Genomic DNA, 20,547 nt, shown 5'->3' with positions numbered 1-20,547 from the left:
ACGAGAGAGGAGTGCTGCGATGAAAGCCCTGTTGACGAAGGAAGTTGGCGGACCAGAAACGCTGGTGGTCGAAGATATCGCGGAACCCGTTGCCGGACCCGGCCAGGTCGTCGTGAAAGTCGCCGCCTGCGCGATCAATTTCCCCGACACGCTGATGATCCGCGACCTCTATCAGTTCAAGCCGGAACGTCCCTATTCCCCCGGCGGAGAGATTTCGGGCACGATCGAAGCTGTCGGCGAAGCCGTCGAAGGCTGGCAGGTCGGCGACAAGGTGCTGGCCGGAATCGGCAGCGGCGGCCTGCGCGAAAAAGTCGCGATCGAAGCACACCGTCTTTTCAAAGTTCCCGAAGGCGTGGACACGGTGCAGGCCAGCGCCCTGCTGATGACTTACGGCACGACGATCCACGGGCTGAAGGATCGCGGCGACATCAAGGAAGGCGACACGGTGCTGATCCTCGGCGCGGCGGGCGGTGTGGGTCTATCGGGTGTCGAACTGGCAAAGGCCTACGGCGCGCGCGTGGTCGCTGCCGTCTCCAGCGAGGAAAAGGCCGAGGTCGCCCGCAAGGCCGGCGCCGACGAAGTGGTGATCTACCCCCGCGCGCCGTTCGACAAGGAAACGTCGAAACAGCTTGCCAATGATTTCAAGGCCGCGGTGGGCAAGGACGGCGCGGACATCGTCTATGACATCGTCGGCGGCGACTATTCCGAGCCTGCTCTGCGCGCCATCGCATGGGAAGGCCGCTTTCTCGTGGTCGGTTTTCCGGCCGGGATCGCGAAGATGCCGCTTAACCTGACCCTTCTGAAAAGCTGCGACATTCGCGGGGTCTTCTGGGGTGCATTCGCGGCGCGCGATCCGAAGGCCAACGCGGCCAACATCGCGGAACTGTTCGACCTGTGGAAAGCGGGCAAGATCAACCCGCTGGTCAGTGAGACCTACCCGCTCGACCGCGCGCACGAAGCCATCGCCAAGCTGGAAAATCGCGGCGCGGTGGGCAAGCTCGTCGTCACCATGGACGCCTGAGTGACCGGAGAGCCTTGCATGGTCGGCTGAACCGGCTTGCGGCGCTGGCCCCGCGTCCCTAGATCGGGCGCAAGCAATCTCAAGGGGCCAGCAATGACCGATTTCAAAGACCGCGAGCGCGGGGAAGAAGCCAAATACGCCATGGACGGCGAAACCGCGTTCAAGGTGGCCGCGCGCCGCAACCGCCTGCTCGGCGAATGGGCGGCTGTCCTGATGGGTCTGACCGATGAAGAGACCGATGCCTACAAGAAGGCGGTCGTGCAGGCCGATTTCGAAGAGGCCGGCGATGAAGACGTCATCCGGAAGGTGCTGGGCGACCTTACCGCGGCCGATTGCGATGTCAGCGAATCCGACATTCGCAGCAAGCTCGACGAATGCAGCATCGAGGCGCGTCGCCAGCTGATGTCAGACAGCTGAGCGGGCGGAACGACCAGCCATGCCCATGCCAGCCGAAGACATCGAAACGATGATCCGCGCTGCCCTCCCCGATGCGGAGGTCGAGATCACCGACCTGCGCGGCGACGGGGACCATTACGCCGCGCGCGTCACCAGCCCGGCCTTTGCCGGCAAGAGCCGCGTGCAGCAGCACAAGATGGTCTACGAAGCGCTGGGCGGGCGCATGGGCGGCGTGCTCCACGCCTTGCAACTGACAACGGTCGTTCCCACGTAATTTCGCAGATACGAATTCCCGCAAGAAAGCAGGCCTACCAATGTCCGACACCAACCAGCGCATCGCCGATCTCGTCGGGGCGAACGACGTCGTCCTGTTCATGAAAGGCACGCCGCTGTTCCCGCAATGCGGTTTTTCCAGCCGCGCCGTCGCCATTCTCGACCATTGCAACGTTGCTTATGAAAGCGTCGATGTTTTGCAGGACATGGAAATCCGCCAGGGCATCAAGGGCTTCTCCGATTGGCCGACCATTCCGCAGCTCTACGTGAAGGGCGAATTCGTCGGTGGCAGCGACATCATGATGGAGATGTACGAGGCCGGCGAACTGCAGACGCTGATGCAGGAAAAGCAGGTCGCCGCCGCGAGCTGACGCACCTGCCAAAACATACGAAAGCTAAACCCCGCTTCGGCGGGGTTTTTCGTGTGCGGTTGTGTTCAGGAAACTTCGGGAGAGGCGGGGCCGGGAGACTCGGGGGGTGGGGTGAGACAGCCCCGCCTCTTTATCGAAGGTACGCGGACTTACTCGCACGAGCCGTGCCAGTTCCAACATTTCCAGCATTTGTGCGGGTTACGATGGTTACCACCGGGTAAACCGAAAGCTGATCTGTCAAGAATTCCGACAACGAAGAGCAATCGCACGTTAGCGGGGCTTGGCAATCGGCGCGCCGGGTTCCAGACTTGCCGCCATGTATCTCTCCGATGATCCGGGCATCACCCCGGCTGCCACTGTCGTCGTCTTCCGCCACGCCCCTGCCGGCGGCCCGCCCGAACTGCTGATGCTGATACGGTCGAAAACCATGTCATTCGCCGGTGGCATGGCGGTGTTCCCCGGTGGACGGGTGGACGATGCCGATCACGTTCTCGCCGCGCAGATCGAGCATGGTCTGGACGCAGACGAGGCCGCGCACCGCGTCGCTGCCGTGCGCGAAACGCTGGAGGAATCGGGCCTCGCCATTGGTGTGTCCGGAGAAATCTCCGCCGCGACCGCACGCGAGGCGCGCACCACGCTGCTGCGAGAGAAACTGCTCGCGCCGGTGCTCGATGCGTTCGGCTGGCAACTCGATCTCGAAACGCTGACCCCCTTCGCCCGCTGGCTGCCGCAGGGGCTGCATATGCGGGTCTTCGATACCCGGTTCTACCTTGCCGACCTGGGCACCGGGGCCGTCGATGTGGCGGTCGACCAGACCGAGAACTCCAGGCTGTTCTGGGCCAGCGCGCAAGGGGTGCTGGATATGGCCGACACGGGCGAGGTGAAGCTCATCTACCCGACCCGCCGCAATCTGGAGCGGCTCGCCCAGTTCGCCACCTACGATGAAGCCCGCGCGCAGGCCGAGGCAATCCCTGTCCGAACGATTACCCCGGAGATCATGGAGCAGGATGGCCAGCGCTGGCTGACCATACCCGAGAATGCCGGCTATCCGGTGCTTGGCGAGCCGATGAAGAGCGCAGATCGCGGCGACTGAAAGACTGGCGCGCCCGGCAGGACTCGAACCTGCTGCCTCAAGATTAGAAGTCTCGCGCTCTATCCAGATGAGCTACGGGCGCGCGCCCGGTGCGCCATAGCCCGCTTTTCCCGTGCGGCAAATGCGGTTACGCCGCGTCCATGAACCAGCCGCATCTCCCCCGCGTCGACGCCAGCGCCGAAAGCGGCCAGCGCTTCCGCTATTACGACATCGTCATGGCCAGCTTCGTGGCGATCCTGCTGCTCTCGAACATCATCGGCGCGGCGAAGCTTTCGACCGTGGCGGGCTTTACCTTCGGCGCGGGGATCCTGTTTTTCCCGATCAGTTACGTCATTGGCGACGTGCTGACGGAAGTTTACGGCTACGCCCGCGCGCGGCGCGTGATCTGGGTGGGGTTCGGGGCGCTGGTGTTCATGGCCTTCATGGCCTGGGCGGTGGTGGCCATGCCGCCTGCGGACAGCTGGACCGGGCAGGAAGCATATGAAAGCGTCTTCGGGCAGGTGCCCCGCATCGTGCTCGCCAGCATAATCGCCTTCTGGGCCGGCGAGTTCGTCAACGCCTTCGTACTGGCGAAGATGAAGATCTGGACCGCCGGTAAGGCGCTTTGGAGTAGGACGATCGGTTCGACCGTGTTCGGCCAGGCGGTGGACAGTGCAATCTTCTATCCCGTCGCCTTCCTCGGCGTTTGGGAAACCCGCGATGTGCTGGTCGTAATGGTCACGAACTGGGGGCTGAAGGTTGCCTGGGAAGCCGCGCTGGCGCCCGTAACCTACAAGGCGGTCGGTTGGCTCAAGCGCCGCGAAGGGGTGGATGTGTTCGATGAAGGCACCGACTTTTCCCCCTTCGGGCGATCGGGTGGGTAGTGATCCCCCGTGGAGGGGCTGCCGCTCAGTCGGCGAGCAGCCCGATCGCGAGGTAGATGAGGATGGCGGTTCCGAAGCCCAGCAACGTGGCGGCGACGAAGCCGATCCGCACCAGCATCGGGTCCCAGTTGAAGTGATTGGCGATGCCGCTGCATACGCCCATCAACTTGCCGTTCGCATGATCGAGGCGGAAGCCAGCAGGGCGAACGGCGTCGTTGCGAGTAATGCGGCTCATGCGATCACTCCGGCGTAGGGCATTGCGGCTTCGTTCAGCGGCATCACCGAACCGGCGAAAAGGATGAAGCTGATCGCAAAGGCCGTCACGGCGGCTGCGAAGCGCTGGTTAAGGTTGGAAAGTCCCGTCATTTTCGTATTCCCTTCTGTAGTGGCGGGCTTGATTGCCTGCCATGCCAACCACTTTGCAGGAGACGTGCCAGTTTGGAAAAATGGCGGAATTCCGCGGTTTTCTTAACGCACGACCGACGCCCGAGGAACCTGAACATCCAATTAATGGGAAATTTCGCCAACATTTGGATTTGGAGCTTCGCGCACATTATGGTGGCTTGCCATATCCGCCTGAATTAGCGGTGCTCGCGACCATGGCGCTCGACCGCATCACCCTCACCGACTTTCGAAATCACGCCACGTCGTCGCTGGTCGGGATGGGCCGGTTCAACTTGCTTGTGGGGGAAAACGGCGCGGGCAAGACCAACGTACTCGAAGCGATATCGCTGCTTGCGCCCGGCCGGGGGATGCGCCGCGCGGCCCTGCCCGACATGGTGCGCTTTGGCGGGACCGGCGGCTTTGCGATCAGCGCCGACCTGCTGACCGTGCCGGATAGCGAGGCGGTGCGCCTTGCCACTGGAACGCGCGCCGACCGCCCGGGCCGCAGGATCGTCAATATCAACGGCGCGGAAAAGCCTGCCAACGTGCTGGGCGAGTGGCTCAGCCTGTCATGGCTTACTCCCTCGATGGACGGTCTGTTCATGGCGAGCGCGGGCGAAAGGCGGCGCTTCCTCGACCGGCTGGTGCTCGCCGTCGATCCTGCCCACGCCCGCCATGCCGCGCGCTACGAAAACGCCCTGCGCGAACGCAATCGCCTGCTTTCTGACGAGCGCGCGCCGGACCCGGCATGGCTCGACGGGATCGAGAAACACATGGCGCAGCACGGCGGCGCGCTGATTGCCGGACGCGCATTGTTGGTGGAGCGACTGGGTAACGCACTCGACGGACTGCCGGACGAACCTTTCGCCCGCCCCGCTCTCACCTTGCTGGCGGAACGCCCCGCCCAGCCCGACGACCTCCTCACCTTCTGGAAGGACGCGCGCTCCGCTGACCGCGCTGCCGGGCGTACGCGCAAGGGCCCCCATCGCGACGATCTGGCAGTGACGATGGCGAGCAAGGCGATGCCGGCCGCGGCCTGTTCGACCGGAGAGCAAAAGGCGATGCTGATAGCGATCACCCTCGCCCACGCGGGCCTGTCCGCCTCGGAACGTCCGCAAGTCCTGCTGCTCGACGAGGTCGCGGCGCATCTCGATCCGGTTCGGCGCGAGGCGCTGTTCGCCCGGTTGTCGGATAGCGGCGCGCAGGTCTGGATCACGGGCACGGAAAGCGCGCCGTTCGAAGCCATTTCAGCAGACAGCGCACGCTGGCGCGTCACCGGCGGGAGCGTCGTGCGCCTCTAGCCCTGCGGGTCGGGCAGCGCGCCCGCCACGTCCTCTACCGTGAACTTCACCAGTTCTCCGATCCCCTCTGCCGTGGGGTGAACGCGGTCGTTCTGGATCAGTTGCGGCTGATCGTACACCGGCTCAAGGAAGAAGGGCACCAGCCGGGCGCCATACTCCTGAGCGAGATCAGCGTAGATCGCATCGAAGGCATTTTGATATTCCACGCCGTTGTTCGGCGGCGCGCGCAGGCCCATCAGGAGAACCGGGATCTCCCGCTCGCGCAATTCGTCCAGCATGGCGGCGAGGTTGGCACGCGTTTCGGCAGGCGAAATCTGCCGCAGCAGATCGTTGCCGCCGAGTTCGAGGATAACCAGCTCCGGCTTCTGCGCCTGCCCGTCCAGCACGAAGCCCAGCCGCTGCCGCCCCGCGGCGGTCGTGTCCCCCGATACGCCGGCATTGGTCAACGTGGCATTGACGCCGCGCGCACGCAGCGCGTTCTGCAATTGGGCCGGATAACTTTCATCATTGTCCACGTTGTAGCCTGCGAACAGGCTGTCCCCGAAGGCCAGGATGCGACGCTCCGGCCCCATCACCGGAAGCGGATCCCCGGAGTGGGCGCGCTGCGTCTCGCTCTCGACCGCTTGCGTCGGGGCGGCATCGCCCCCACATCCGGCGAGCGTCAATCCGATCGCGCCGCCCAATATCATCCGCCACATAAGGATCGCCTCTTGTTCACCGAAGGTCAGGCCGCATCGCCATCGGGGCAAAGCGATACACAAGCGATTGCCGCACGCAAGCTGACCCTGTCGCTGGGCGGTCAATCGGGCGAAGCGACCGAAATCCTGCGCGGCATCGACCTCAGCGTGCCGCATGGACAGACGCTCGCGCTGCTCGGCCCGTCCGGGTCCGGCAAAAGCTCGCTGATGGCGGTCCTATCCGGGCTGGAGCGGGCCAGCGGCGGAGACTTGCAGGTTGCGGGACAGGATTTCACCGCAATGGACGAAGACGGCCTCGCCCTCGCCCGGCGCGGCAATATCGGCATCGTGTTGCAGGCGTTTCATCTGCTTCCCACCATGACCGCGTTGGAGAATGTCGCCGTTCCTCTGGAGCTGGAGGGTCGCAGCGACGCGTGGGAGCGCGCGGAGGATGAATTGCAGGCGGTCGGCCTCGGTCACCGCTTGTCGCACTTCCCAACCCAGCTTTCGGGCGGCGAGCAGCAGCGCGTTGCCATCGCGCGCGCCATCGCGCCGCGCCCGGCACTGATCTTCGCGGACGAGCCGACCGGCAATCTCGATCAGGCGACCGGAGAAACCATCGTCGAGCTGCTCTTCGCGCGCCGCGCGGAAACTGGCGCAACCCTCGTGCTGATTACCCATGATCCCGCGCTGGCCCGGAAGTGCGACCGGGTCATCACGCTGGCCGACGGGCGCATCGCGACGGACACCCTGGGTTGATGCCGCAAACCTTATCGTGGAGCACGGCCTGGCGCATCGCGCGGCGCGACCTGCACGCACGCTTTCGCGGGCTGCGGTTGCTTCTGGTATGCCTGTTCCTCGGCGTCGGCGCCCTTGCCGCGATCGGCACGCTGACCGGCGCGATCGGTAGCGAGATCGATACGCGGGGACGCGAACTGCTGGGCGGTGATTTGCAGGCGGAAATCTGGCAGCGCGACGCCTCGGCGGACGAGCTTTCGGGGTTTGCCGAATATGGCGCGGTGTCGTCCGGTTATCGCCTGCAGGCCATGGCGCGCGCTGGCGAGCAGGCCGCCCCCATCGGGCTGAAGGCGGTGGACGGCAACTGGCCGCTGGTCGGCAGCTTCACTCTCACCGACGGACGCACCACCGGCGCGCCGCCTGTGGGCAGCGCCTGGCTGGCGCAGGGCGTTGCCGACAGGCTCGGCATTGCAGAGGGAGCGCGCTTCTCCATCGGCACGCAGGAACTCACCTACGCCGGAACCATCGAAACCGAGCCAGACAAGCTGAGCGAAGGCTTCTCTCTCGGCCCGACGGTAATCGTTGGCGAAGACTTTCCAGCGGCCGCGGGCCTTCTCGCGCCGGGCGCCATGTATCGTGCCAAATACCGCATCGCTTTCGACGCGAATGCCGACACCGAAGCGGTACAGGAGGCGCTGGAACAGCGTTTCCCCAACGCCGGGTTCGAATATCGCAATCGGGAGCGGGCGTCTCCCGGCATCGACCGCTTCGTCGGGCGGATGGGCGAATTCCTGACGCTGGTCGGCCTGGCCGCCCTGGTCATCGCCGGGATCGGCATTGGCGGCGGCGTGTCGTCCTATCTCGAGGCACGGCGGAGCAGCATTGCCACGCTCAAGATTCTCGGCGCGAGCAGCCGTGACATCGGCCGCATCTACGCGTTGCAATTGGGTGCGGCAGCGCTGGCGGGAAGCATCGCGGGGCTGGTCGTGGGGGTGCTGGTCACCCCTGCGCTCGGGGCAGCCTTGCAAGGCCTGCTTCCGGTTGAAACGGGCTTCGTGTTCGACCCTTGGGCGCTGCTGCGGTCTGCCTTGTTCGGCCTTCTGGTTGCCGTGGTGTTCGCCGCACCGCCGCTGGCCCGCGCGCGGCGCTTTCCGGCGATGGCGCTGATGCGGACATCGTCAGGCGGCTTTTCGCGCGACTGGCGCAGCAGCCTGCCGCTGGTGGCGGCGGGCCTGACAGGCATCGCGTTGCTCGCAACGCTGGGCACGCGCGACCCAGTGCTGGCGCTTTATTTCCTGATCGGCGCGGCGGCAGTGTTCGGCCTTTTGGCTGCGCTGGGCTGGCTTATCCGGCGCCTTGCCGCCCGGGCGCCGCGTCCGCGACGGCCGCTGCTGCGCCAGGCGCTTGCCAATCTGCACCGTCCCGGCGCGCCGACCGGACAGCTCGTTACCGCCCTTGGCTTCGGCCTTTCCGCCTTCGTCCTGCTTGCCGCGATCCAGACCGCGATCGACGGCAACATCGCCCAGCGCGTGCCGGAACAGGCGCCCGACTATTTCGTGCTCGATGTGCCCCGCGAGCGCGCGGATGCCTTCACCGCCGAGGTGCGCCGCGTCGATCCCGATGCGACCTTGCGAACCGTGCCCGCCCTGCGTGGACGCATCCTTGCCTATGGTCCGGACGATGGGCAGGTGCGCGTATCCGATCTCGAAGACCTACCTGACGGCGCATGGCCTCTCAGGGGCGAGCGCGGACTGACCTATGCCGACGCCATCCCCGACGGCAACTCGCTGACCACGGGCGACTGGTGGCCCGCCGACTATTCGGGAGAACCGCTGGTTTCCGTCGACGAGGAACTGGCGCAGGCCATCGACCTCAAGGTCGGCGATACGATCACCGTCGGCCTGCTCGGCGTCGAGCGGACGGCGCGGGTCGCCAGCCTGCGGCGGATCGATTGGGAGAGCATGGGCTTCAACTACGTGCTCGTGTTCTCGCCCAATGCGATCTCCGACGCGCCGCACAACCTTGCCGCCACGATCGAACTGTCGGACGGCGTGCCGACCGCGCCGCTGTTGCAGGCGCTGGTCCGCGAGTTTCCCTACAGCTCGGTGATCGAGATCGGACAGGTTCTGGAAGAAGCGCGCACGATTCTCAGCCAGGTCGGCATCGCGGTGCTGGCGGCCGCATCGGTCGCCGTGCTCGCCGGCATCGCCGTGCTGCTCGGCGCGATCGCGGCAGCGCGGGAACGGCGGCTCTACGACACCGTCGTCCTGCGGGTACTGGGCGCCAGCCGTCGTCAGATCTGGCTGGTGCTGCTGGCAGAGTTCGGCTTGCTCGCTGCGCTGCTGGCAGTCGTCGCGCTGGGTCTTGGCGGAGCGATCGCGTGGGGCGTGGTGACGCAACTGTTCGAATTCGACTGGCTGCCCCACTGGCCCACCGTGCTGGCCGTGCTCGGAACCGGTATCGCACTGGTGCTGGCCTTTGCGCTCGCCGGCTCGGCCCCGCTGCTGCGGGCCAAGCCAGCGCGCGCATTACGCGAACTCTAGGGCAAACTTACTCGAACACGCCTGCCTCGCCCCTGCCCTTGGGGTCGGGACCGTAGCGGTTGGGTCCGGGCGTTCCCGGCAGCAACATGATGACCAGCAGCGCGATCGAGGCGATGATACCCACGAACGGGATGAAGCCCGCCACGAAAAAGCCGAGATACCACCAGCCCGACATGTCGCGATCGTGCAACCGGCGAACCGTGACGGCGATCGAAGGAATGATGATCGCCACAATCCACAACAGGATCAGCAGCCCCAGACCGCCGGTCAAAAGGCCCAGTCCGGCGGAAGCATCGCCAGCCCCGCCTTCCGCGAAAGCCCCGGCAGCCCCGGCGGAACCGAACACGATAACCGACAAGACGAAGCCCACGATCACGTTAAGGAGCGTGAACATCCAGTATTCCATCCTGCGCGACCGTCCCGTGAATTCGGCGTATCGCTTGAACGGCAGGATCATGTATTCCATCGCAAATCCCCCTCTGTCATTGCAGGACAGCAATCATCACAGGTGCACCGACTTGGCAATATGGCCTGTCCGGTTTTGGACGACTCGCCAAGCCGTGATGGAGCGGTTAGGGCTCCGGCGATGACGACCGCGAAGCTCCGCATTGCCCTGTTCAGCGGCAACTACAACATCACTACGGACGGCGCGAACCGCGCACTCAACCGGCTGGTCGAGTATCTGCTGCGTCAGGGCCATCAGGTGCGGGTCTATTCCCCCACGGTGGACGAGCCCGCTTTCGCGCCGCAGGGGGAGCTGGTCAGCGTGCCGTCGTTCGCCATCCCCGGCCGGGCGGAGTATCGCTTTCCGATGGGTCTCAACGCCGAAGTCCGCGAGGATCTCGGCAAATTCGCGCCCGACGTCGTCCACGTTTCGTCCCCGGATCTCAGCGCCCGCGCGGCCGTTCGCTGGGCGCGCGAACACGGCGTCCCCGTGCTTGCATCGGTGCACACGCGGTTCGAAACCTATCCGCGCTACTACAAGCTCGGCTTCCTCGAAGGCCCGCTGGAGGCATGGCTGCGCGAATTCTACCAGCGCTGCGATGCCTTGGTGACACCTTCACCCAGCATGATCGACACCCTGCGCGCGCAGGACATGAACGACGACATATCGCTCTGGTCGCGCGGGGTCGACCGCGAGGTCTTCAACCCCTCCCGCCGCGACGGGGACTGGCGGCGCGCGCTCGGCATTGCGGAAGGTGACGTTGCGGTCGGCTTCCTCGGCAGGCTGGTGATGGAAAAGGGGCTGGATGTCTTCTCCGATACCATAGCCGTCCTGCGAAATCGCGGCGTTGCCCATCGCGTGCTGGTGGTGGGAGATGGCCCGGCACGCGAATGGTTTGCAGAGCGTCTGCCCGGCGCCTGCTTCGTCGGCTTCCAGAACGGCAGCGACCTTGGCCGCGCGGTGGCGAGCATGGATGTGCTGTTCAACCCTTCCGTCACCGAAACCTTCGGCAACGTCACGCTGGAAGCGATGGCGTGCGGCGTGCCGGTGGTCGCAGCCAAGGCGACCGGCAGCCAGAGCCTGGTCGCGGATGGGATCAACGGCGCCCTCGCCGCGCCGGGCGATACCGAGGCGTTCGCCGATGCGCTGGAGCGTTATTGCGCCGACCCCGTCATGCGCCGCGCCCACGGTGACGCGGGCGCAGCCAAGGCGCGGGCGTTCGAGTGGGACGCGATCAATCAGGCGGTGGCGGATGCCTACGCCCGGCTCGTCGCGCGCAAGTCCGCGCCCTAGCGCAGCACGCCCTGCCGCTTCATGCTGACGGCGTAGATCAGCAGAAAGGTGGCGATCGACCACAGGACGATCGGAAACCACGCCGGCTGCATCGCGGCGAGTTCGGGTGGCAGTTCCGCGCCTGCTTCGTAAAGCGTCGTCACTGCGATGCCGACCAGCGAGATGGCGAAGGCCCAGACGGCATACCGGCTCCGCATCAGCAGCAGGATGGAACCGAGAAACGCGCCCATCGTGCCGAGCGCCCAGCCGCCATGCGCCCACGCGGGAAATGCGTCGAGATAGGCGATGCCTTCGGGCGGGTATTGCATCGCCGCGAACCACGCCTCGCTCCGCAGGCTGGAAAAGACGTAATCCGCCGCACCTATCGCGTTCCACAACAACGACAGGATGGCGACGACCCACAGATGCCAAGGGGTGCGTGTTCGTGATGAAATTGCCATAAGCTTCTCCCACTCGCGACCCCGCGGTTTTATGCGCCGCTCTCACGGGAATGGCAAATGGAGGGGACGGCCCCTATCTTGCTCGCCATGGCCGACCTTTTCCCCGACAGCCTTCCCGACATTGCCCGCAACGGCGCACCGCGAGAGGATGCGCCGCTGGCTGACCGCCTGCGCCCCGCCTCGCTGGACGAGGTGATCGGGCAGAATCACCTGACCGGGCCGGAAGGCGCAATCGGGCGGATGGTCGCCGCTGGTCGCCTGTCCAGCATGATCCTGTGGGGACCGCCCGGTACGGGCAAGACCACCATCGCCCGCCTGCTGGCCGACGCGGTCGGAATGCGCTTCGAAAGCGTCAGCGCGGTGTTCAGCGGCGTTGCCGATTTGAAGAAGGCATTTGCGGCTGCCGACAAGGCGGCGGAAGCGGGGCAGCGCACGCTGCTGTTCGTTGACGAGATCCACCGCTTCAATCGCGCACAGCAGGACGGCTTTCTCCCCTTCGTGGAGCGCGGGACGGTGACGCTGGTCGGCGCAACGACCGAAAATCCCAGCTTCGCGCTCAACGCCGCGCTGCTCAGCCGCGCGCAGGTGCTGATCCTGCAACGGCTCGACCGCGAGGCGCTCGGCCAGCTGCTTGACCGCGCGGAAGACCTGCAAGGTCCGCTGCCGCTGACGCCGGAAGCACGCGACGCGCTGGTGGCGAGCGCGGATGGTGACGGGCGCTTCCTGCTCAACCAGGCCGAAACGCTCTATAACGCGAAGATCGGGGAGCCACTCGACCCGGCGGCGCTCGGCGCATTCCTGCAACGCCGCGTGGCCGTCTACGACAAGGACCGGGAAGGTCATTACAACCTTATTTCGGCGCTTCACAAATCGGTGCGCGGCAGCGACGTTCAGGCGAGCCTCTACTACCTTGCCCGGATGCTTACCGCTGGCGAAGAGCCCCGCTTCCTCGCCCGGCGGCTGGTCCGCATGGCAGTGGAGGATATCGGCATGGCAGACCCGCAGGCGCTGGTGCAGTGCATGGCGGCAAAGGACGCCTACGAATTCCTCGGCAGTCCGGAGGGCGAACTGGCGCTCGTGCAGGCCTGCATCTACCTTGCCACGGCGCCCAAATCGAATGCCGCCTACAAGGCGATGAAAAGCGCCTTCCGCAGCGCGAAGGAGACCGGCAGCCTGATGCCGCCGCAGAACATCCTCAATGCGCCGACCAAGCTGATGAAGGACATCGGCTACGGTTCGGGCTACACCTATGATCACGACGCCGACGAAGGCTTCTCGGGCGACGATTACTGGCCGGACGAGATGGAGCGGCAGGCCTATTACCAGCCGGTCGATCGCGGGTTCGAACGCGAGGTGAAGAAACGGCTGGATTACTGGGACAAGCTGCGGATGGAACGTGGCGCCTGACCGTTTCTCCCACTTCCTTGCCATCGACTGGTCGGGCGCCAAGGGCCGCACGCAGAAAGGCATTGCCCTTGCCATGGCCGATGCCGAAGGTGGACCGCCGGTGCTCGTCGAACATCGCTGGAACCGGGGCGAGGTTCTCGACATCCTGCGAGACGCGCTTCCCGCCGACACGCTGGTGGGGGTAGACCTCGGCATCGCGCTGCCGTTTGCCGATTGCGGCAGCTACTTTCCGCATCACGATGACCCGCCCCGCACCGCGCCCGAGCTATGGGCGCGGATCGACGCCGTTTGCCGGGACGAGCCGAACCTCGGCGCGCAGGCGTTCGTCGACCATCCCGACTTCGGGCCGTATTTTCGCAACGGCAGCGAAACCGGGGCGCATTTCGGCTGCGACGATGCTGCCCATGGACGCGGACGCTTCCGCGTAACGGAACACGCGCAGGCGGCCATGGGGTGCAAGCCCTATTCCAATTTCAACCTCGTCGGGGCGGCGCAGGTCGGCAAGTCCAGCCTTACCGGAATGCGGATGCTGCACCACTTGCGGGGGCATTTGCCGGTGTGGCCGGTCGATCCGCTGCCCGGCAGCGGTTCCGTCATCGTCGAAATCTACACCACTCTCGCCGCGCGTGAGGCGGGGCGCAGCGCCGCGCGTTCGAAGATGCGGAGTTACGAGGAACTCGACGCTGCCCTCATTGCCATCGGCTCCGCTCCCCTCGGCAGGAACGGCGCGATAGACGATCACGCCACCGATGCGCTGCTTACTGCCGCGTGGCTACGAGCGGTGGCAGGGGACGAGCGCCGCTGGTCGCCAGACGCGCTCGACGCGCAGATCGCGCAAACCGAAGGCTGGACCTTCGGCGCAATCTGACGCATGGGCACCACCGCCCACACGCAGTGTCGCGAAAGCGCAGCGACGGGGCCATTGGTAAGCCGGTTTAGCTCAGTTGGTAGAGCAGTTGATTTGTAATCATCAGGCCAGGGGTTCGAATCCTCTAACCGGCACCACCCCCTCGAACATGGTTATCGGACAAGGTAAACCCGCGCGGTAGATTTTAAGCTTTTCGCTGATATACGTAATAGCCCGTAAGCCGCCGATGATCGGCACAGCCAAGGGTCGCGTAGACGTATCATGCCGAACACCACTGGCCTTGCAGAGCGGAGCGTGCCTGTGCTCTCCGACGCGCGGCCAGATGCGGCGCGGCGTTCGCTGGCGCGGTGGTGGCTCAACGGGCTGATGATCCTCGCGGACCTCGTGGCGATCGTCGCCGCCTTCGCGCTTGCCGGACTGGCATACGAAGGCATCTGGCTGGAAAGCCGCGCAATGATGCAGGGAATGCTGATGACCGCGCTCTATTGCGGGCTTGCGGGCATCAACGGCAGCTGGTCCTACACTGCATTGCTGCGCTGGCACTCCGCCGTGGGGCGGATGCTGGTGGCGCTTCTGCTGGCCGCGGCGATGCTCAACCTAGTGGCATTCTTCCTCAAGGCGAATGCTGACTTCAGCCGCGGCACCTTCGCGATCGCGATCATTCTGGCGAGCGGCGCCATGGCTGTGTCTCGGCCCATCCTGTCGCGCCTCGCACGGCGCCGTTTCGGGGAGACCCTGCTGCGCACGCTGGTGATCGATGCAGGCGGGCCGTCGGCCCCCCGGACCGGCGACACGCGGATGCACGCAGCGGCGCTCGGCGCGGTCGAACAGCTCGACGATCCCGAAGTGATGCGCCGCCTCGCCGTGGAAACTGCGGGCTACGACCGCGTGGTCGTGACTTGCCCGACGCGCAGCCACCAGGCTTGGGCAGCGGCGCTGCGTTCCCTCGGCGTGAGGGCAGAGATCATCGACGACCGGATTGCGCAGATGGGCGCGGTCGGCATCGGCAGCTACGGGGCAGGCAACATCCCGACGCTCGTTGTGGACGCAGGGCCGATGGGTCGCCGTGCGCGGGCTTTGAAGCGCTGCTTCGACCTGCTTGTCGCAACCATGCTGCTGATCCCGGCGCTGCCGCTGATGGGCGCGATAGCGATTGCGATCCGTCTCGACGACGGCGGCGCACCGATGTTCCGGCAGCAGCGCATCGGCAAGGCGAACCGCCCTTTCACCATCCTGAAGTTCCGCACGATGAGCGCGGTGCAATCGCTCGGGCGGAACGGCCCACAGATCATGCAGGTGACCAAGTTCGGCGCTTTCCTGCGCCGCACCAGCCTCGACGAACTGCCCCAGCTATTCAACGTCCTGCGCGGCGACATGAGCATCGTCGGTCCGCGTCCGCACACCGCTCAGTCGGTCGCGGGGGACCGACTTTTCTGGGATATCGACCCCAATTACTGGTCACGGCATAATCTGCGCCCCGGCATGACCGGGCTGGCGCAAGTGCGTGGCCATCGCGGGCCGACCGATCACGAACGTGACCTGACCGATCGCCTGCGCGCGGATCTGCAATATGTCGCCGAGTGGAGCCTTTCGCGCGACATCGCCATCCTGTTCGCGACGCTGCGCGTGGTCATTCACGAGAAGGCGCTGTGATGCGGACTGGAAGAGTCATTCTCGCACTTTCGTCGCTGACGATGATCGCGCAGCCTCTGGCGGCGCAGGCGACACGTCCTGCCGATGCCCTGCCCCCGCCGACATGGGAAATCGTCGACGATGGCGAAGTTGCGGAAAGGGACGATGACATCCAGTGCCGCGAATGGGATCGCGTCCGCATCGCCAATCCCCAACTGCGCGTTCCCGCCTATCGGGGAGAGAGCGAAGTCGACGATCCGCACGTCCTGACCGATGAGGATGGCGTTCCGCTGCTGGACGAGTTGGGCAATTTCATCGGTTGCGAAGGTGCTGCCGGCGCTGCCTGGCTGAGCGGGCCGGTGCCCTATCTGATCGGTGCGGCGGTAATCGCGCAGATCGTGCTGTTCGCCGGCGGATCGGGCGATGACGCATCCGACCCGCGCGGCGATTCACCCGGTTAAAGGTTGCCGAATTCCGCGCGCGCCCACCACGCGAAGTTCACATTGGCGCTGACGTTCTGGCTCGTCTGGGCATTGATGACGTTGGCCGCCGCCCCGCACCACGGCGGCGAGTTGGTGTTCCCGACATTTCCGAGCGGAGCGATCCCGTAGCTCGCCGGAGCGACGCCGAGGCCGTGATCCACGCCGACATATTTCGACCCGCTCGCCATGGTCAGCACACCGCTGGCGAAGATGCGCTTCCCGGTATTGGTGTCGGTATAACGCACGCTCGCCCCGCCGGTGAGCATGACCGGTGCCCAACTTGCCGGAGCATTGGGCGCGGCAAGCGCATTGCCGTCCACCAGCACATTCGCACTCTCTGCACCGAACACGCCAACCGGGCTGACACCGCCGCTGCCTGTCGCGGTGATCCGGTTGCCGCGATAGCGATTGCGCGGCGACTTGAAGTTCTCGATCACGACATTGGCATTGCTCTGCAGCACGCAGTTTTCGACGAGGTTGTCCGGCGACGGATAGTTCACCCCCAGCCGCACCGCCTTGTCGCCTGCCGTCGTCAGGTGGATGTCCCGCAGCACGCCGTCGCGCCAGTTGTCGAGGCGAATGCTAACGGGCACGCTCGGGGGCGTCTGCAACACCGAAGCCCCATCCGGACCGACCCATCGCAGCCCGTCGATGACGTGGCCGGACATCGCGCGGCCGTTGGTCGCCTGGATCAGTGCCGCCCCCAAGGTGTCGTAGCGCACCCGGACACCGCGGACCTCGACGCGGGACGGACCGACCAGTTCGATGCAGACCTGCCTGACATTGTCGAAATAAGGCTGATCGATGCGGATCTGCTCGCCATAGCCTGACAGCGATATGCCCATTCCCGCGCTGTACCCAGCGCTGGCATTGGCGCCGCCGATGTCGATGAAGCGGGGCCGCACGAAGGCGATGTCCGAATAACGCGCAACATCGTCCGCCGTGTGGTTCTGGAACTCGACGCCCATGCGCCCGCAACCCCGGAATTCGCAATCGACAAAAGCCACATCCTGCGCGCGGGCGCTGCCTTCCACCACCCAGCGTATGCCGTTGGTGGAGCTGAACCAGCGTCCATCCCCGGCCTCGCGTGCGTCCGAGGTGAAACGCACCCGCTCGAACCGGGCGTGACGCACCACGGCATTGCTGGAATGCAGCGTGCCGTAGGCGTCGGTGCCGTGCAGGGTAATGTCGGCCACGACCAGCCGCTCGCAACTTCCCAGTTTCACTGCGCAACCGTTGGTCGTGGCATGGTTCACCTGCCGCAACACGGTGCGTTCCATGCCTTCGCCGCGCAGGGTCAGACCGTCCTGCGCGATGGCAAGACCACCCGCATTGTCGATAACGTAGGTGCCCTTGCCCAGCCGTACGCCCGAGGCACCGATCGCTTCGCAATATTGCAGCGCGGCGAACAGCGCGTTGTCGCAGGGCGTGGCGCCATCCCCGACCGCCCCGCACTGGTCGGCGTGGATCAAGCCGTCCGGCCCGGCGCAGAGGCGAAAATAGCGCCCGTTGCCGGTGCGGAAAATGAAGCGCGGATGGCCTTCGAACAGCAGGGAACTGGCGAACGCGTCTGCGACGTAGCTGCCTGCGCCCCGCCCCGCGACATGGTAGCCGGAGGTATCCAGCCGATCGATCGCGTCGGGTACGCTGCGGTAACGATAAGCGGTAAAAAGCGCGGGCTGCGCGGCTCCGGCGCGGCGGGCAATGCCGCGCGCGACCATGTCCAGCCCGCTCATTGCGAGAGCCTGTAGGTCATTGCGCCGCTCGACGGCTCGAGGTGGAGATAGAGCTCGGCACCCTCCTCGCTCTCCTGCCAGACGGGTTCCGCGATGTTGGTGCTGAAGACGGCCCAGGGGTCGCCTGCCAGCGTGACCGGCAGTTTCGTCGCACCGCCATTGGTGGACCGCATGAGGCGCACGACCCCGGTCCAGCTGCCCTGAATGGTGAGGATCACCGGCCGGCCGGCCAGCGGCACGAAAGGCCCGACGATTGCGGAGGAGGAGGCGGTACCGGCGAGCGGTGTAGGCGGAGCGCCGTTCGCTCCGGGTTCGGCGCTGCCGCTGGTTGGCAAGGGATTGTCGGCGGAAATGACGACGAATTCGCCGTTCTGGTCGGCAAAGCCCACCGCGGTCGCTGTGGCGAAACCGGCGGGCATCTGGATGGGGGATTTTGTTGGCATAGGTTCGCTCTCTCGAAAGGAAAGGAACCGCGCCGGTTAATCATGCGCGCTCGAGTAGGAAAATGATTTGTTCAGCCGTCGAGGCGGACCCGGCGAACGTTAGCCCCCTCCGCGTAGGTGCGAAGCTCTGCGGCAATGCCCTCGGCAAGCGCGATGCGCGGTGCCCAGCCCAAAGCCGCTAGGCGACTGCTGTCGAGCAGCTTCCGGGGCGTTCCGTCCGGCTTGCTCGGATCGAAGTGGATTGCGCCCTCGAAACCTGCTGCCGCGCAGACAAGCCCAGCGAGATGGGCGATCGTCACTTCCTCCCCCGATCCGACATTGACCGGTCCCTCGCCCGTGAACTCGCGTATCAACAGCACGCAGGCGTCGGCAAGATCGTCGACGTGGAGGAATTCGCGCAAAGGCGTGCCGCTGCCCCAGACAGCGATGCTGTCCGCGCCCGCCACTTTCGCCGCATGGACCTTCGCGATCAGCGCGGGCAGGACGTGGCTGGTCGCCGGATCGTAATTATCGCCAGGCCCGTATAAGTTGGTGGGCATGGCGCTGATGAAGTCGCAGCCGTGTTCGCGCCTGTACGCGTCGCACAGCTTGATTCCGGCGATCTTGGCTATCGCGTACCACTGGTTGGTCGGCTCCAGCGGGCCGGTCAGCAACGCATCTTCAGTCAGCGGCTGGTCGGCATCTCGCGGGTAGATGCACGACGAACCCAGGAACAGCAGCTTGGCGACACCGCTCGCCCGCGCGGACTCGATGACGTTCGCCTGGAGCATCAGGTTGTCGTAGAGAAACTGCGCTGGATGGGCGTCGTTCGCGGCAATCCCGCCGACTCGCGCCGCCGCAAGAAAAACCGCCTCGGGCTTCTCGGCAGCGAACCATGCGCCCACTGCGGCCTGTTCGCGCAAGTCGAGCGAGCGCGGCGTGGTCAGCACCTCGCAATCCTCGCGCGCCAGCCGACGGACGATGGCAGAGCCCACCATGCCGCGATCCCCCGCGACGTAGACCCGCCTGCCCGCCAGTTCGAACGGCAGCGCCGCCATCAGTGGTCCCTCGCGATGGTCGCGTCCTGCATTACGCGCAGATCCGCTTCCACCATCTCGCGCACCAGTTCGCGCACCGGCGTTTCGTGACGCCAGCCCAGTATCTGGTTCGCCTTGCCCGGATCCCCGATCAGCAGGTCGACCTCTGTCGGGCGGAAGTAGCGCGAATCGACTTCGATCAGGCAGCGCCCCGTGGCCTTGCAAAAGCCCTTTTCCTCGACGCCCGCGCCGCGAAACTCGACCGGGATACCGGCGTCCTCGAACGCCCAGCGGGCGAAATCGCGCACGCTGGTCGTTTCGCCAGTGGCGAGGACGTAATCGTCCCCTTCGTCCTGCTGCAGCATCAGCCACATGCCGCGCACGTATTCGCGGGCATGACCCCAGTCGCGCCGCGCGTCGAGATTGCCGATGTAGAGCGTGTCCTGCCTGCCGTGCCGGATCGCGGCAGCGGCGCGGGTGATCTTGCGCGTAACGAAGGTTTCGCCGCGCAGGGGGCTCTCGTGGTTGAACAGGATGCCGTTGCTGGCGTGGATGCCATAGGCCTCGCGGTAATTCACCGTGATCCAGTACGCGTAGAGCTTTGCCGCGGCGTAAGGGCTGCGGGGATAGAACGGCGTGGTCTCGCGCTGCGGCACTTCCTGTGCGAGCCCGTAAAGTTCGCTGGTCGAGGCCTGATAGAAGCGCGTGTGCTTTTCGAGGCCGAGGATGCGGATCGCCTCGAGCAGGCGCAACGTGCCGATGCCGTCGGAATTGGCGGTATATTCCGGCGTTTCGAAACTGACGTGCACATGGCTTTGCGCGGCAAGGTTGTAGATTTCCGCCGGCCGCACGTCCTGAACGATGCGGATGAGGTTGGTCGCGTCGGTCATGTCGCCATAGTGGAGAATCAGCCGGGGATCGGGATCGTGCGGGTCCTGGTAGATTTCCTCGATCCGCCCCGTGTTGAAGCTGGACGACCGGCGCTTGATACCGTGGACTTCGTATCCCTTGTCGAGCAGCAGGCGCGCCAGATAGGCGCCATCCTGCCCGGTGACGCCGGTGATCAACGCGGTCCTGCGATCTTGAGCCATTTGCGTCCCCTGTTCCTTGGCGAACGGCGTAGCG

23 protein-coding genes and 2 tRNA genes are annotated in these 20,547 nt (G+C 65.5%); 15 read left to right on the top strand and 10 right to left on the bottom strand.

From position 1 onward, the window contains the following. Positions 1-19 precede the first annotated feature (19 nt). The 5 genes from ACXYN8_RS04045 to ACXYN8_RS04025 all read left to right on the top strand — a co-directional run bounded on the left by ACXYN8_RS04045 (position 20) and on the right by ACXYN8_RS04025 (position 3,154). Entirely contained in the window at positions 20-1,021 is a 1,002-nt protein-coding gene (locus ACXYN8_RS04045; RefSeq protein WP_458888026.1) for an NADPH:quinone oxidoreductase family protein, read from the top strand. A gap of 93 nt (positions 1,022-1,114) precedes the next feature. After that, positions 1,115-1,438 (top strand): DUF1476 domain-containing protein, encoded by a 324-nt coding sequence (locus ACXYN8_RS04040; protein ID WP_458888025.1) that lies wholly within the window; start codon positions 1,115-1,117, stop codon positions 1,436-1,438. Between the two features lie 19 nt (positions 1,439-1,457). Further along, positions 1,458-1,691, top strand: coding sequence for a BolA family protein (locus ACXYN8_RS04035; RefSeq protein ID WP_458888023.1), 234 nt, complete (start codon positions 1,458-1,460; stop codon positions 1,689-1,691). A gap of 40 nt (positions 1,692-1,731) precedes the next feature. Beyond that, positions 1,732-2,061 (top strand): Grx4 family monothiol glutaredoxin, encoded by a 330-nt coding sequence (gene grxD / locus ACXYN8_RS04030; RefSeq protein ID WP_458888022.1) that lies wholly within the window; start codon positions 1,732-1,734, stop codon positions 2,059-2,061. A gap of 280 nt (positions 2,062-2,341) precedes the next feature. Beyond that, entirely contained in the window at positions 2,342-3,154 is an 813-nt protein-coding gene (locus ACXYN8_RS04025; protein WP_458888021.1) for an NUDIX hydrolase, read from the top strand. A gap of 5 nt (positions 3,155-3,159) precedes the next feature. On the opposite strand, the gene ACXYN8_RS04020 is transcribed toward ACXYN8_RS04025, so the two are convergent. After that, a tRNA-Arg gene (locus ACXYN8_RS04020) sits at positions 3,160-3,236 on the bottom strand. A 58-nt stretch (positions 3,237-3,294) separates the two neighbouring features. Here ACXYN8_RS04020 and ACXYN8_RS04015 point away from each other — a divergent pair. Next, positions 3,295-4,017, top strand: a complete 723-nt coding sequence (locus ACXYN8_RS04015; protein ID WP_458888020.1) for a queuosine precursor transporter — start codon at positions 3,295-3,297, stop codon at positions 4,015-4,017. A gap of 25 nt (positions 4,018-4,042) precedes the next feature. On the opposite strand, the gene ACXYN8_RS04010 is transcribed toward ACXYN8_RS04015, so the two are convergent. Both ACXYN8_RS04010 and ACXYN8_RS04005 read right to left on the bottom strand, forming a co-directional pair. Further along, complete coding sequence (locus tag ACXYN8_RS04010) at positions 4,043-4,252, bottom strand: PspC domain-containing protein (protein ID WP_458888019.1); 210 nt, start codon at positions 4,250-4,252, stop codon at positions 4,043-4,045. Beyond that, on the bottom strand, positions 4,249-4,383 hold the full coding sequence (locus ACXYN8_RS04005; protein ID WP_458888018.1) for a hypothetical protein: 135 nt from the start codon (positions 4,381-4,383) through the stop codon (positions 4,249-4,251). Before ACXYN8_RS04005 ends, ACXYN8_RS04010 begins: the two co-directional genes overlap by 4 nt. Before the next feature lie 233 nt (positions 4,384-4,616). Here ACXYN8_RS04005 and recF point away from each other — a divergent pair, with 233 nt between their 5' ends. Beyond that, positions 4,617-5,702, top strand: coding sequence for a DNA replication/repair protein RecF (gene recF, locus ACXYN8_RS04000; protein ID WP_458888903.1), 1,086 nt, complete (start codon positions 4,617-4,619; stop codon positions 5,700-5,702). Here recF and ACXYN8_RS03995 read toward each other — a convergent pair. Beyond that, positions 5,699-6,400: an arylesterase gene (locus ACXYN8_RS03995; protein ID WP_458888017.1), complete on the bottom strand. Its 702-nt coding sequence runs from the start codon at positions 6,398-6,400 to the stop codon at positions 5,699-5,701. The genes recF and ACXYN8_RS03995 overlap by 4 nt on opposite strands. 12 nt (positions 6,401-6,412) lie before the next feature. Between ACXYN8_RS03995 and ACXYN8_RS03990 the strand changes: the two genes are divergently transcribed. After that, positions 6,413-7,138, top strand: a complete 726-nt coding sequence (locus ACXYN8_RS03990; RefSeq protein WP_458888016.1) for an ABC transporter ATP-binding protein — start codon at positions 6,413-6,415, stop codon at positions 7,136-7,138. Further along, the gene (locus ACXYN8_RS03985; protein ID WP_458888014.1) at positions 7,138-9,660 is read left to right on the top strand and encodes an ABC transporter permease; all 2,523 of its coding nucleotides are present in this window, start codon (positions 7,138-7,140) and stop codon (positions 9,658-9,660) included. Before ACXYN8_RS03990 ends, ACXYN8_RS03985 begins: the two co-directional genes overlap by 1 nt. A 7-nt stretch (positions 9,661-9,667) precedes the next feature. On the opposite strand, the gene ACXYN8_RS03980 is transcribed toward ACXYN8_RS03985, so the two are convergent. Beyond that, entirely contained in the window at positions 9,668-10,126 is a 459-nt protein-coding gene (locus ACXYN8_RS03980; RefSeq protein WP_458888013.1) for a DUF805 domain-containing protein, read from the bottom strand. 120 nt (positions 10,127-10,246) lie between these two features. On the opposite strand from ACXYN8_RS03980, the gene ACXYN8_RS03975 reads away from it, so the two are divergent. Continuing rightward, on the top strand, positions 10,247-11,398 hold the full coding sequence (locus ACXYN8_RS03975; protein ID WP_458888012.1) for a glycosyltransferase family 4 protein: 1,152 nt from the start codon (positions 10,247-10,249) through the stop codon (positions 11,396-11,398). Here the strand turns inward: ACXYN8_RS03975 and ACXYN8_RS03970 are convergent. Further along, positions 11,395-11,838 carry a hypothetical protein gene (locus ACXYN8_RS03970; protein WP_458888011.1) on the bottom strand — a complete coding sequence of 148 codons (444 nt, stop codon included), beginning with the start codon at positions 11,836-11,838 and terminating at the stop codon, positions 11,395-11,397. The two genes, ACXYN8_RS03975 and ACXYN8_RS03970, sit on opposite strands and share 4 nt — an antisense overlap. Positions 11,839-11,925: 87 nt before the next feature. Here ACXYN8_RS03970 and ACXYN8_RS03965 point away from each other — a divergent pair, with 87 nt between their 5' ends. From ACXYN8_RS03965 to ACXYN8_RS03945, 5 genes are all read left to right on the top strand, one after another. Then, positions 11,926-13,245 (top strand): replication-associated recombination protein A, encoded by a 1,320-nt coding sequence (locus tag ACXYN8_RS03965; RefSeq protein ID WP_458888010.1) that lies wholly within the window; start codon positions 11,926-11,928, stop codon positions 13,243-13,245. Continuing rightward, entirely contained in the window at positions 13,235-14,113 is an 879-nt protein-coding gene (locus ACXYN8_RS03960) for a hypothetical protein (RefSeq protein WP_458888009.1), read from the top strand. The genes ACXYN8_RS03965 and ACXYN8_RS03960 overlap by 11 nt, the downstream gene beginning before the upstream one ends. A 61-nt stretch (positions 14,114-14,174) precedes the next feature. Continuing rightward, positions 14,175-14,250: transfer RNA gene (locus tag ACXYN8_RS03955), tRNA-Thr, on the top strand. A gap of 124 nt (positions 14,251-14,374) precedes the next feature. Then, positions 14,375-15,766: a sugar transferase gene (locus ACXYN8_RS03950; RefSeq protein WP_458888008.1), complete on the top strand. Its 1,392-nt coding sequence runs from the start codon at positions 14,375-14,377 to the stop codon at positions 15,764-15,766. Continuing rightward, the gene (locus tag ACXYN8_RS03945) at positions 15,766-16,206 is read left to right on the top strand and encodes a hypothetical protein (protein ID WP_458888007.1); all 441 of its coding nucleotides are present in this window, start codon (positions 15,766-15,768) and stop codon (positions 16,204-16,206) included. The genes ACXYN8_RS03950 and ACXYN8_RS03945 overlap by 1 nt, the downstream gene beginning before the upstream one ends. Here ACXYN8_RS03945 and ACXYN8_RS03940 read toward each other — a convergent pair. From ACXYN8_RS03940 to gmd, 4 genes are all read right to left on the bottom strand, one after another. Beyond that, the gene (locus tag ACXYN8_RS03940; RefSeq protein WP_458888006.1) at positions 16,203-17,963 is read right to left on the bottom strand and encodes a pectate lyase family protein; all 1,761 of its coding nucleotides are present in this window, start codon (positions 17,961-17,963) and stop codon (positions 16,203-16,205) included. The genes ACXYN8_RS03945 and ACXYN8_RS03940 overlap by 4 nt on opposite strands. Continuing rightward, complete coding sequence (locus ACXYN8_RS03935) at positions 17,960-18,406, bottom strand: hypothetical protein (protein WP_458888005.1); 447 nt, start codon at positions 18,404-18,406, stop codon at positions 17,960-17,962. Before ACXYN8_RS03935 ends, ACXYN8_RS03940 begins: the two co-directional genes overlap by 4 nt. Positions 18,407-18,477: 71 nt before the next feature. Then, positions 18,478-19,443: a GDP-L-fucose synthase family protein gene (locus tag ACXYN8_RS03930; protein WP_458888004.1), complete on the bottom strand. Its 966-nt coding sequence runs from the start codon at positions 19,441-19,443 to the stop codon at positions 18,478-18,480. After that, on the bottom strand, positions 19,443-20,513 hold the full coding sequence (gene gmd, locus ACXYN8_RS03925) for a GDP-mannose 4,6-dehydratase (RefSeq protein WP_458888902.1): 1,071 nt from the start codon (positions 20,511-20,513) through the stop codon (positions 19,443-19,445). Before gmd ends, ACXYN8_RS03930 begins: the two co-directional genes overlap by 1 nt. Positions 20,514-20,547 lie beyond the last annotated feature (34 nt).

This window comes from Altererythrobacter sp. CAU 1778, from assembly GCF_054482795.1.
Note: the sequence above shows the minus strand (reverse complement) of the source record. Positions and strands in the feature narration are given on the sequence as shown.

Bases quoted from the DNA above. Each gene is read 5' to 3' on its own strand.
- ACXYN8_RS03940 (WP_458888006.1), bottom strand. From the start codon at position 17,963: ATGAGCGGGCTGGACATGGTCGCGCGCGGCATTGCCCGCCGCGCCGGA.
- ACXYN8_RS04040 (WP_458888025.1), top strand. From the start codon at position 1,115: ATGACCGATTTCAAAGACCGCGAGCGCGGGGAAGAAGCCAAATACGCC.
- ACXYN8_RS03970 (WP_458888011.1), bottom strand. From the start codon at position 11,838: ATGGCAATTTCATCACGAACACGCACCCCTTGGCATCTGTGGGTCGTC.
- ACXYN8_RS04035 (WP_458888023.1), top strand. From the start codon at position 1,458: ATGCCCATGCCAGCCGAAGACATCGAAACGATGATCCGCGCTGCCCTC.
- ACXYN8_RS04005 (WP_458888018.1), bottom strand. From the start codon at position 4,383: ATGACGGGACTTTCCAACCTTAACCAGCGCTTCGCAGCCGCCGTGACG.
- ACXYN8_RS03965 (WP_458888010.1), top strand. From the start codon at position 11,926: ATGGCCGACCTTTTCCCCGACAGCCTTCCCGACATTGCCCGCAACGGC.
- ACXYN8_RS03975 (WP_458888012.1), top strand. From the start codon at position 10,247: ATGACGACCGCGAAGCTCCGCATTGCCCTGTTCAGCGGCAACTACAAC.
- recF (WP_458888903.1), top strand. From the start codon at position 4,617: ATGGCGCTCGACCGCATCACCCTCACCGACTTTCGAAATCACGCCACG.
- ACXYN8_RS03985 (WP_458888014.1), top strand. From the start codon at position 7,138: ATGCCGCAAACCTTATCGTGGAGCACGGCCTGGCGCATCGCGCGGCGC.
- ACXYN8_RS03935 (WP_458888005.1), bottom strand. From the start codon at position 18,406: ATGCCAACAAAATCCCCCATCCAGATGCCCGCCGGTTTCGCCACAGCG.
- grxD (WP_458888022.1), top strand. From the start codon at position 1,732: ATGTCCGACACCAACCAGCGCATCGCCGATCTCGTCGGGGCGAACGAC.
- ACXYN8_RS03980 (WP_458888013.1), bottom strand. From the start codon at position 10,126: ATGGAATACATGATCCTGCCGTTCAAGCGATACGCCGAATTCACGGGA.
- ACXYN8_RS03950 (WP_458888008.1), top strand. From the start codon at position 14,375: ATGCCGAACACCACTGGCCTTGCAGAGCGGAGCGTGCCTGTGCTCTCC.
- ACXYN8_RS03995 (WP_458888017.1), bottom strand. From the start codon at position 6,400: ATGTGGCGGATGATATTGGGCGGCGCGATCGGATTGACGCTCGCCGGA.
- ACXYN8_RS04010 (WP_458888019.1), bottom strand. From the start codon at position 4,252: ATGAGCCGCATTACTCGCAACGACGCCGTTCGCCCTGCTGGCTTCCGC.
- ACXYN8_RS04015 (WP_458888020.1), top strand. From the start codon at position 3,295: ATGAACCAGCCGCATCTCCCCCGCGTCGACGCCAGCGCCGAAAGCGGC.
- ACXYN8_RS04045 (WP_458888026.1), top strand. From the start codon at position 20: ATGAAAGCCCTGTTGACGAAGGAAGTTGGCGGACCAGAAACGCTGGTG.
- ACXYN8_RS03930 (WP_458888004.1), bottom strand. From the start codon at position 19,443: ATGGCGGCGCTGCCGTTCGAACTGGCGGGCAGGCGGGTCTACGTCGCG.
- gmd (WP_458888902.1), bottom strand. From the start codon at position 20,513: ATGGCTCAAGATCGCAGGACCGCGTTGATCACCGGCGTCACCGGGCAG.
- ACXYN8_RS03945 (WP_458888007.1), top strand. From the start codon at position 15,766: ATGCGGACTGGAAGAGTCATTCTCGCACTTTCGTCGCTGACGATGATC.